The organism is Streptomyces sp. NH27, assembly GCF_056859195.1.
The window spans coordinates 1-10,729 of the sequence record NZ_JACEGK010000256.1; the positions used below are offsets into that span (position 1 = coordinate 1).

Sequence of the window (10,729 nt, forward strand, 5' to 3'; positions counted from 1 at the left end):
CTCAAATACCACCCTCCCCAACAGCACCCCCCGTAAGGGGCGCACGCCGCGAAGGCGACACGCATCACGCGCGGTCCGTGCGCCCTATGTCGCGGGGGAACCTTGTTTCGATAGGCTTACCCCAGCGGCGCAATCGCGCCGAGTTCCGGCGGATGCCGCCGCATCGCCATTTCCCGCCTCGCCGCCTGGCAACGGAGCCATGCCCGCAGGGCGTACGCACCAAGGAGATTCGTCGAAAGATGGCAGGTCCCGCGTTTCGCGCCGCCGCAGTACGAGTGCGCGTCCCCGCGACCAGCGCGAACCTCGGCCCCGGCTTCGACGCGTTCGGTCTCGCGCTCGGGTTGTACGACGACCTGGTGGTGCGCGTCGCCGACTCCGGCCTGCACGTGGACATCGCCGGCGAGAGCGCCGACACGCTGCCGCGCGACGAGAAGCACCTGGTGGTCCGCAGCCTGCGCACCGCTTTCGACCTGCTCGGCGGCCAGCCGCGCGGCCTGGAGGTGGTCTGCGCGAACCGCATTCCGCATGGCCGCGGCCTGGGCTCGTCGTCCGCCGCCATCTGCGCGGGCATCATGGCCGCCCGCGCGGTGACGATAGGCGGCCCGGCGGGGCTGGACGACACCGCCCTGCTGGAGTTGGCCACCGAGATCGAGGGTCACCCCGACAACGTCGCCGCGTGTCTGATGGGCGGCTTCACGGTGGCCTGGACCGAGGGCGGGGCCGCACGGGCGGTCCGGATGGAGCCGGCCGGGTCGCTGGTTCCGGTGGTGTTCGTGCCGGGGGTGCCGGTGCTGACCGAGACCGCTCGCGGGCTGCTGCCCCGTACCGTTCCGCATGTGGACGCCGCGGCGAACGCGGGCCGGGCCGCGCTGCTGGTCGAGGCGCTGACCAGGCGTCCCGAGCTGCTGCTGCCCGCCACCGAGGACCGGTTGCACCAGGAGTACCGGGCACCGGCGATGCCTGAATCCATCGCGCTGGTGAACCGTCTACGCGCGCAGGGCGTCCCTGCTGTCGTATCGGGTGCCGGGCCGACCGTGCTCGCACTCACCGACGAGGGCGCCGCGGACAAGGTCTCCCGGCTCGCGGGCGACGGCTGGGCGGCCAACCGCCTGGCGCTGGACGCGGCCGGGGCGAGTGTCCTGCCACTCACAGGTGGGCAGTGACACGATTGCCGGTCGAAGAGAGGGGGAATATCTGTTGGACCGGGTAGTGTTAACCTCAAGCCAGCATTCGCCGCCCTTTGGGCGCGATGGGCTGTGTCCCCGCAGTGGGACCGCACTTCTTCCGGGAGCCTCCCACACCGTATAGGCAGCCAGTCCGGGTCGGCCGGACAGCCTGTCCGGGAAGTGTCGAGCACGCTCCGGATTCGGTACGAGTTCTCTCCCGTGCCGAGAGCATCTATGTATTTCTGCCGCCATCAGGCAGACCACCGCCCCGGGTCGAAGCAGCGGGAACGCGAGACCCGGTCAGCACGACCGGTCGCCGAGCCAGACAGGCCGACGCCCGCTCCAGGGAAGGACCCTTCGTGAGCGACACCACCGATCTGATGGGCGTGCGCGCAGACAACACTGTCGCCGCGTCCGAAGCCGCCGCGCCTGCCGCCGGTGCTGCCACGGCCGCACGGCGCCGCCGGTCCGGGACCGGCCTGGAGGGCATGGTCCTGGCCGAACTCCAGCAGGTGGCCGCAGGTCTCGGCATCAAGGGCACCGCGCGGATGCGCAAGGGCCAGCTCATCGAGACGATCAAGGAGCGCCAGGCCGGCGGCGGAGCCGCGGCCGAGAAGTCCGCCCCCGCCCCCGCGGCCGGCGCGCCGGCCGAGAAGCCCAAGCGCCGCGCCACCTCGCGGGCCCGGCTGGAGCAGGCCGCGGAGGCCACCGAGGCCCCGGCGGCCGCCGCACCGGCCGCGAAGGCGCCGAAGGAGGCGAAGCAGCAGATCGAGATCCCCGGCCAGCCGGCCGGTGAGAAGGCGAAGGCCGCCGCTTCGGCGAGCGAGCGGGCGCAGGCCGAGCGCGGCGCCGACCGGGCGGCCGAGGCCGCTGCCGACAGCGCCGAGGGGCGCGAGGGCAAGGGCGGCGACGCCAAGCAGGGCGCCGGGGACGACCGGCAGGACCGCCAGCGCGGCCAGCGTGGCGACCGTCGCGAGCGGCAGCGCGACCGCCAGCGCAACCGTGGCGAGGACGGCGGCGACAACCAGCAGAGCGGCGGCCAGAACCGCCGGGACCGCCAGCAGCAGAGCGGCGGCCAGAGCGCCCAGCAGCACCAGGGCAGCCAGCACCCGCAGGGCGGGCAGGGCGGCGGTCAGCCGGACGACGACGAGTTCGGCGAGGGCCGTGGCCGGCGCCGTGGCCGCTACCGTGACCGCCGTGGCCGTGGCCGCGGCCGGGAGGAGTTCGCCGGCGGCGGCGAGCCGCAGGTCGCCGACGACGATGTGCTGATCCCCGTCGCGGGCATTCTCGACATCCTCGACAACTACGCGTTCATCCGCACCTCGGGCTACCTGCCGGGGCCGAACGACGTGTACGTCTCGCTCGCCCAGGTCCGTAAGAACGGCCTGCGCAAGGGCGACCACGTCACCGGCGCGGTGCGCCAGCCCAAGGACGGCGAGCGGCGCGAGAAGTTCAACGCGCTGGTCCGCCTCGACTCCGCGAACGGCATGGGCGCCGACTCCGGCCGTGGCCGCCCGGAGTTCAACAAGCTCACCCCGCTGTACCCGCAGGACCGGCTCCGGTTGGAGACCGACCCGGGCGTGCTGACCACGCGGATCATCGACCTGGTCTCGCCGATCGGCAAGGGCCAGCGCGGCCTGATCGTCGCCCCGCCGAAAACCGGTAAGACGATGATCATGCAGGCGGTCGCCAACGCGATCACCACCAACAACCCCGAGTGCCACCTGATGGTCGTCCTCGTGGACGAGCGGCCCGAAGAGGTCACCGACATGCAGCGCTCGGTGAAGGGCGAGGTCATCTCCTCGACCTTCGACCGGCCCGCCGAGGACCACACCACCGTCGCCGAACTCGCCATCGAGCGGGCCAAGCGACTGGTGGAACTGGGCCACGACGTGGTGGTGCTGCTCGACTCCATCACCCGGCTGGGCCGCGCCTACAACCTGGCCGCGCCCGCCTCCGGCCGCATCCTGTCCGGTGGTGTCGACTCGACCGCGCTCTACCCGCCGAAGCGCTTCTTCGGCGCCGCGCGCAACATCGAGGACGGCGGCTCGCTGACCATCCTGGCCACCGCGCTGGTCGAGACCGGCTCGCGGATGGACGAGGTGATCTTCGAGGAGTTCAAGGGCACCGGCAACATGGAGCTCAGGCTCGACCGGAAGCTCGCCGACAAGCGGATCTTCCCCGCGGTGGACGTCGACCCGTCCGGCACCCGCAAGGAGGAAATCCTCCTGGACCGCGAGGAGTTGGCGATCGTCTGGAAGCTGCGCCGGGTGCTGCACGCGCTCGACTCGCAGCAGGCGATCGAGCTGCTGCTGGACAAGATGAAGCAGACCAAGTCCAACGCCGAGTTCCTGATGCAGATCGCCAAGACCGCCCCTGGCCAGAACAACGACTGACGGTAACCGCCAGAATCGGTCAGACCGCCCGCGTATCCCCGCTGAACTGGGGATACGCGGGCGGTCGCGGTTTTCGGCCCGGCCGCGGCCCACCCCTCGGATGGCGGCACCCCGTCACCCGGGCGCACGATGGAACGTCTGACACACCAGACAATCCCGGCATCGGGAAGCCGCGGGTCCGGACTGCGGACCTTCGGGACGCCGGACGCTCAGGAAGCCGAGGAGCCGCCATGCCCGACGAGCAGCAGCCGCGGACCGGCTCCAGCCCCAGCGGGGCCGGAGCGGGCCGCCGACGCCGCCGGCGCACCCTGCACATCGTCGCCTGGACCGCGTCCGGAGTGGTGCTGCTCGGCGCGACCGGCGCCGGATACCTCTACCACCGGCTCAACGCCAATATCCACAGCGTCGACATCGACGGCGCCCTGGGCACCCACCGCCCCGCCCGGCTCGACAACGGCTCGATGGACATCCTGGTGCTCGGCTCGGACTCCCGCTCCGGTGCGAACCGCGCGTACGGCCACGACAGCGGCACCGCGCGCTCCGACACCGCGATGATCGTCCACCTGGCCAAGGGCCACCGCACGGCGAGCGTGGTGAGCATCCCGCGCGACACCCTCGTCGACCGCCCGGCCTGTACCGGCGCCAAGGGCGCCGTGCAGCCGGCCGGCCAGCAGGTCATGTTCAACACCGCCTACGAGGTCGGCGGCCCCGCCTGCGCGGTCAAGACCGTCGAGCAGCTCACCGGGCTGCGGATGGACCACTACATCGAGGTCGACTTCACCGGCTTCAAGAACCTCGTCAACGACCTCGGCGGGGTGCCGCTGACCACCACCAAGGCGATCCGCGACGACAAGAGCCACCTCGACCTGGCGGCCGGCACCCACACCCTCAACGGCGACCAGGCGCTCGGCCTGGTCCGCACCCGGCACGGCGTCGCCGACGGCAGCGACCTGGGCCGTATCCAGCTCCAGCAGGCGTTCATCAAGGCGCTGATCGACCGGATCGGCGGCCTGGGGCTGTTCACCAGCCCGACGAAGCTGTTCTCGGTCGCCGACACCGCCACCAAGGCGGTCACCACCGACACCGGCCTCAGCTCGGTGAACAAGCTGACAGGGCTCGCCGAGAGCGTGCAGCACCTGCACTCCGGCAACGTGCACATGGTGACGCTGCCGGTGCGCTACGACCCCGCGAACCCCAACCGGGTCGAACCGCTCCAGGCGCAGGCCGACACCGTGTGGGCCGCGCTGCGCGCCGACAAGCCGATCCCGGCCGGCGCCACGAAGGGCTCGGTCGCCGACCGACTCGACGCGGGCAAGGTGGTCGGCGGCAGCACGGCGCCGGCCGGCCCGAAGCCGTCGGGGTCGGCGTCGCCGTAGGCGTCCACCCCGCGTGCCGCGTCACCCTCGTCCCGCACCTCGCTGACCTGCGCGGACGCCGCGGGAATTATCCGAGCCCGGACCTGGTTTTGGTAGCTGCGGCCAGTGCTGGCAGACTGGTCCGCTGGCCCCGGTTCACGCCCAGGCAAACCCGCATGAGCGACCCGGCGCCCTCCCGAACCTAGGAGCACCCTTGAAGCGCGAGATCCACCCCGAGTACGTAGAGACCCAGGTCACCTGCACCTGCGGCGCCTCGTTCACCACCCGCAGCACCGAGACCAGCGGCCAGATCCGCGCGGATGTGTGCTCCGAGTGCCACCCGTTCTACACGGGCAAGCAGAAGATCCTCGACACCGGCGGCCGCGTGGCCCGCTTCGAGGCCCGCTTCGGCAAGAACGCCGGGTCCGCCAAGAAGTAGCGCCCCGACCAGCGCCGGCCTCCGGTCGCCCAGCCCAGGGTGACCGGACCGGCGCTTTGTCGTCCTTGCCCCGCGTCCCAGCCGCCGGCGCCCGTCCCACGGCGCCCCGGCCCCAGGCAGCACCTACCCCTCCAGGAATCCATGATGTTCGAGGCGGTCGAGGAACTGATCGGCGAACATGCCGACCTCGAAAAGCAGCTTGCCGACCCCGCGGTCCACACCGACCAGGCCAACGCCCGCCGGCTCAACAAGCGGTACGCGGAACTCACCCCCATCATCGCCGCCTACCGCTCCTGGCGGCAGACCGGCGACGACGCCGAGACCGCCCGCGAACTGGCCGCCGACGACCCGGAGTTCGCCGCCGAGGTCAAGGAGTTGGAGAAGCACCGCGAGGAGCTGACCGACCGGCTGCGGCTGCTGCTGGTGCCGCGCGACCCCAGCGACGACAAGGACGTCATCCTGGAGGTCAAGGCCGGCGAGGGCGGCGAGGAGTCCGCGCTGTTCGCCGGCGACCTGCTGCGAATGTATCTGCGGTACGCCGAGCGGGTCGGCTGGAAGACCGAGATCCTCGACGCCAACGCCTCCGACCTCGGCGGCTACAAGGACGTCCAGGTCGCCGTCAAGGCCAAGGCGAACCACGAGCCGGGCCAGGGCGTGTGGGCCCGGCTGAAGTACGAAGGCGGCGTGCACCGGGTGCAGCGGGTGCCGGCCACCGAGTCGCAGGGCCGTATCCACACCTCCGCCGCCGGCGTGCTGGTCACCCCGGAGGCCGAGGAGGTCGAGGTCGAGATCAACGCCAACGAGCTGCGGATCGACGTCTATCGCTCCTCCGGCCCCGGCGGGCAGTCCGTCAACACCACCGACTCCGCGGTCCGGATCACCCACCTGCCCTCCGGCCTGGTGGTCTCCTGCCAGAACGAGAAGAGCCAGCTGCAGAACAAGGAGTCGGCGATGCGCATCCTGCGCTCCCGGCTGCTGGCCGCCGCCCAGGAGGAGGCCGAGCGCGAGGCGTCCGACGCCCGCCGCAGCCAGGTCCGCACCGTGGACCGCTCCGAGCGCATCCGGACCTACAACTTCCCGGAGAACCGCATCTCCGACCACCGGGTCGGCTTCAAGGCGTACAACCTGGACCAGGTGCTCGACGGAGACCTCGACGCGATGATCCAGGCATGCGTGGACGCCGACTCCGCCGCGAAGCTGGCCGCGGCCGGCGACGGCAGCTGAGAAGGGGGCGGACGTGAACCTGCTGCTCGCCGAGGTGGCCCAGGCCGCGCAGCGACTCGCCGACGCGGGCGTGCCCTCGCCCCGCTTCGACGCCGAGGAACTGGCCGCGTACGTGCACGGGGTCAAACGCGGCGAGCTGCACACCGTGGCCGACGCGGACTTCGACGCGCGCTACTGGGAGGCCGTCGCCCGCCGCGAGGCCCGCGAACCGCTCCAGCACATCACCGGCCGCGCCTTCTTCCGCTACCTGGAACTCCAGGTCGGGCCAGGGGTGTTCGTGCCCCGCCCGGAGACGGAGTCGGTGGTCGGCTGGGCCATAGACGCGGTCCGGGCCATGGACGTCGCCGAACCGCTGATCGTCGACCTGTGCACCGGCTCCGGCGCGATCGCGCTGGCGCTGGCCCAGGAGGTGCCCCGGTCCCGGGTGCACGCGGTGGAACTGTCCGAGCAGGCGCTGGAGTGGGCCCGTAAGAACGTCGCCGGCAGCAAGGTCGACCTGCGGCACGGCGACGCGCTCGCCGCCTTCCCCGAACTCAACGGCCAGGTCGACCTGGTGGTCTCCAACCCGCCCTACATCCCGCTCACCGAGTGGGAGTACGTCGCACCCGAAGCGCGGGACCACGACCCCGAACTCGCCCTGTTCTCCGGCGAGGACGGCCTCGACACCATCCGCGGCATCGAGCGCACCGCGCACCGCCTGCTGCGGCCCGGCGGCGTCGTCGTCATCGAGCACGCCGACTCCCAGGGCGGCCAGGTGCCGTGGATCTTCAAGGAGGACGCCGGCTGGGCGGACGCGGCCGACCATCCCGACCTGAACAACCGGCCGCGATTCACCACTGCCCGCAAGGCGATGCCCTGATGCCCCGGGCTCTGCTGATGCCTCCTGCCGGAGGTCATCTCGTGACTCCTCCGCCTCGGGCGACTCCTCCGCCCCGGGCGCGAGGCGGCTTCTCGGTCGGCTTCATCAAGCCTCATGACGGCCAAGCCCTGACCGCTGCCCGTGGGCAGGACGTCAGGCCACTACGCAGGGAGACAAAGATGGCACGGCGATACGACTGCGCGGACGCGACCGACCGGGTCACCGGGCTGCGCGAGGCCACCTCGGCGGTCAAGCGCGGCGAACTCGTGGTGCTGCCGACCGACACGGTCTACGGCATCGGCGCGGACGCCTTCGACAAGGACGCGGTCGGCGACCTGCTGGAGGCCAAGGGCCGCGGCCGGTCCATGCCGTCGCCGGTCCTGGTGGGCTCCCCGAACACGCTGCACGGCATCGTCACCGACTTCTCCGAGCACGCGTGGGAGCTCGTCGACGCCTTCTGGCCGGGCGCGTTGACCCTCGTCACCAAGCACCAGCCGTCGCTGCGCTGGGACCTGGGCGACACCCGCGGCACCGTGGCGGTCCGCATGCCCCTGCACCCGGTGGCCATCGAACTGCTCACCGAGACCGGCCCGATGGCCGTCTCCAGCGCCAACCTCACCGGCATGCCGTCCCCGCAGGACTGCGACGCCGCCCAGGGCATGCTCGGCGACTCCGTGGCGATCTACCTCGACGCCGGACCCACGCCCGCCGCCGTGCCGTCCTCGATCGTCGACGTCACCGGGAAGGTGCCGGTGCTGCTGCGGGCCGGCGCGATCAGCGTCGAGGAGCTGCGCAAGGTGGTACCCGATCTGGAGGAGCGCCGTTGACCACGCCCGACGGGCGTGCCATACGGGGGTTCACCACTGCGCCGACCGGAATCGGGGGAGGCGGCCACCCCGCCCACGCCCCCCTCGACGTGCTGCGCGTCCTGCACGTGTGCACCGGCAATGTCTGCCGCTCGCCGATGGCCGAGCGGCTGATGCGGCACGGCCTCGCGCAGCGGCTGGGTGCCGGCGCGGACGCCATCCTCGTGGAGTCGGCGGGCACCTGGGGCCACGAAGGCGCCCCGATGGAGGTGCACGCCGCCGCGGTGCTCGCCGAACACGGCGCGGACCCGGCCGACTTCACCGGTCGCGAGCTGCTCGACGACCACGTCATCGACGCCGACCTGGTGCTCACCGCCACCCGCGACCACCGTGCCCAGGTCATCTCGATGGGCCACGCGGCGGGCCTGCGCACCTTCACGCTCAAGGAGTTCACCCGGCTGGTGCGGGCCATAGACCCGGCCACGCTGCCCGACGGCAGCGTCACCGAGCGGGCCCGCGCGCTGGTCCGCGCCGCGGCCGCGCTGCGCGGCTGGCTGCTGGCACCCAGCCCGGACGCCGACGAGGTGCACGATCCGTACGGCGCCCCGATCTCGTACTTCCGCAGCATCGGCGAGGAGATCCACGACGCCCTCGACCCGGTGGTGACCGCGCTCACCGGGATTCCGGCCACCGTCTGAACACGGGTCCGGCCGCGCGTCCGTGAGCCGGCCGCCGCTCGACCGTACGGTGCGCTCCCCTCCGGGATCCGCGGGTCCGCGATCCGCCGCTGCCGGGCCGGCCGGCTGCCGCTCAGAACGCCCCACCGGCCGCTCCTCCGAACGCCCCTCCGCGATCCGCCCGTCGAGGGTCGGTCCGTGATCCGACTGCCGTCGGGCTGCGGCCGGAACGTGATCTTGGTCGCTATCCGGCCGCCTCGCGATTCGTCCTGTGTCGGGGGCCGCGGGCCCGCTCGCCGCCGACCTGCGGTTTTCGCGGCCACCGGGGTCAGCCCGATCCCGTTACATGCCCGCAACCGGCCATCTGCAACCCTCGAAGCCGCCTGTGAGTCTCGACAGGTGTTCGCCGTCCCGGCCCGGCCCCCACTAGGGTGTGACGCTGTGAAGATCCCCCGGACGTGTGCGCGTGCCCGCCGCACCCCCGAATACGTCGGAGGCTGCCTGTGCGCGAGTATCTGCTGACCCTGTGCGTCTCCGCCGCCGTCACCTATCTGCTGACCGGCCCGGTGCGGAAGTTCGCGATCGCGGCGGGCGCGATGCCCCCGATCCGCGACCGCGACGTGCACAAGGAGCCGATCCCGCGACTGGGCGGCATGGCGATGTTCGGCGGGCTGTGCGCGGGGCTGCTGGTCGCCGCGCACCTCAGCAATCTCTCCGGGGTCTTCAAGCTCTCCAGCGAGCCGCGGGCGCTGCTCTCCGGGGCCGGGCTGATCTGGCTGCTGGGCGTGCTGGACGACAAGTGGGGCGTGGACGCGCTGATCAAGCTCGGCGTGCAGATGATCGCCGCCGGCGTGATGGTCTTCCAGGGGCTGGCCATCCTGTGGCTGCCGGTGCCGGGCTTCGGCACGATCATCTTCACCCCGGTGCAGTCCACGCTGCTCACCGTCGCGCTGGTGGTGATCACCATCAACGCGGTCAACTTCGTGGACGGCCTCGACGGTCTCGCGGCCGGCATGGTGTGCATCGCGTCCGTCGCGTTCTTCATGTACGCGTACCGGATGTGGTACGGCTACGGCATCGAGCAGGCCGCGCCCGCGACGCTCTTCTCGGCGATCCTGATCGGCATGTGCGTCGGCTTCCTGCCGCACAACATCCACCCGGCGCGGATCTTCATGGGCGACTCCGGGTCGATGCTGATCGGCCTGGTGCTGGCGTCCGGTGCGATCTCGATCACCGGGCAGGTCGACCCGGACGCCATCACCGACTTCACCGGGTCCACCCGGCAGACCGTGCACTTCATGGTGCCGGTCTACATGCCGCTGCTGCTGCCGCTGACGATGATCGCGATCCCGGCCGCGGACCTGGTGCTCGCGGTGGTGCGCAGGACCTGGCGCGGCCAGTCGCCGTTCGCCGCCGACCGCGGCCACCTGCACCACCGGCTGCTGGAGTTGGGGCACACGCACAGCCGCGCGGTGCTGATCATGTACTTCTGGGCGGCGCTGTTCGCCTTCTCCGCGGTGGCGTTCTCGGTCAGTTCCTCCAGCCTGTGGATCGTGCTGGTGATCGTGGCACTGAGCGCGATCGGCCTGGTGGTGCTGCTGTTGCCGGCCTTCCGGCCGCACGCGCCGCGGTGGGCGGAGTCCGTGGTGCCGCCGCGCTACCGCCGCAGGCGCCGCCGGCTGGCGGCCGCCGCGGCCGCGGCCGAGCGGGAGATGCGCGGCCCGGACCGGCCGGCGCTCAACGGCTCGACGGCGGTGGGCGATCGGCCCCGGCTGCCGGAACGGTCCGCCACCACGACCACCCACCC

9 protein-coding genes are annotated in these 10,729 nt (G+C 72.0%); all 9 read left to right on the forward strand.

Features of this window, described 5'->3' with window-relative positions; translation table 11 throughout:
- Positions 1-239 precede the first annotated feature (239 nt).
- Positions 240-1,163, forward strand: a complete 924-nt coding sequence (thrB, locus tag AC13HU_RS21000) for a homoserine kinase (protein ID WP_483043456.1) — start codon at positions 240-242, stop codon at positions 1,161-1,163.
- Between the two features lie 362 nt (positions 1,164-1,525).
- A complete protein-coding gene (gene rho / locus AC13HU_RS21005; RefSeq protein ID WP_483043457.1) occupies positions 1,526-3,562 on the forward strand; it encodes a transcription termination factor Rho in 2,037 nt (678 codons plus the stop codon).
- Positions 3,563-3,792: 230 nt separating this feature from the next.
- Positions 3,793-4,938: an LCP family protein gene (locus tag AC13HU_RS21010; RefSeq protein WP_483043458.1), complete on the forward strand. Its 1,146-nt coding sequence runs from the start codon at positions 3,793-3,795 to the stop codon at positions 4,936-4,938.
- Positions 4,939-5,131: 193 nt separating this feature from the next.
- On the forward strand, positions 5,132-5,356 hold the full coding sequence (rpmE, locus tag AC13HU_RS21015) for a 50S ribosomal protein L31 (protein WP_202236258.1): 225 nt from the start codon (positions 5,132-5,134) through the stop codon (positions 5,354-5,356).
- Positions 5,357-5,500: 144 nt separating this feature from the next.
- On the forward strand, positions 5,501-6,580 hold the full coding sequence (gene prfA, locus AC13HU_RS21020) for a peptide chain release factor 1 (RefSeq protein ID WP_483043463.1): 1,080 nt from the start codon (positions 5,501-5,503) through the stop codon (positions 6,578-6,580).
- 13 nt (positions 6,581-6,593) lie between these two features.
- The gene (prmC, locus tag AC13HU_RS21025) at positions 6,594-7,439 is read left to right on the forward strand and encodes a peptide chain release factor N(5)-glutamine methyltransferase (RefSeq protein ID WP_483043459.1); all 846 of its coding nucleotides are present in this window, start codon (positions 6,594-6,596) and stop codon (positions 7,437-7,439) included.
- Between the two features lie 179 nt (positions 7,440-7,618).
- The gene (locus tag AC13HU_RS21030; RefSeq protein WP_483043460.1) at positions 7,619-8,266 is read left to right on the forward strand and encodes an L-threonylcarbamoyladenylate synthase; all 648 of its coding nucleotides are present in this window, start codon (positions 7,619-7,621) and stop codon (positions 8,264-8,266) included.
- Entirely contained in the window at positions 8,263-8,943 is a 681-nt protein-coding gene (locus tag AC13HU_RS21035) for an arsenate reductase/protein-tyrosine-phosphatase family protein (protein ID WP_483043461.1), read from the forward strand. The genes AC13HU_RS21030 and AC13HU_RS21035 overlap by 4 nt, the downstream gene beginning before the upstream one ends.
- 482 nt (positions 8,944-9,425) lie before the next feature.
- On the forward strand, positions 9,426-10,729 hold a 1,304-nt coding region (locus AC13HU_RS21040; protein ID WP_483043462.1), incomplete at its 3' end, for an MraY family glycosyltransferase.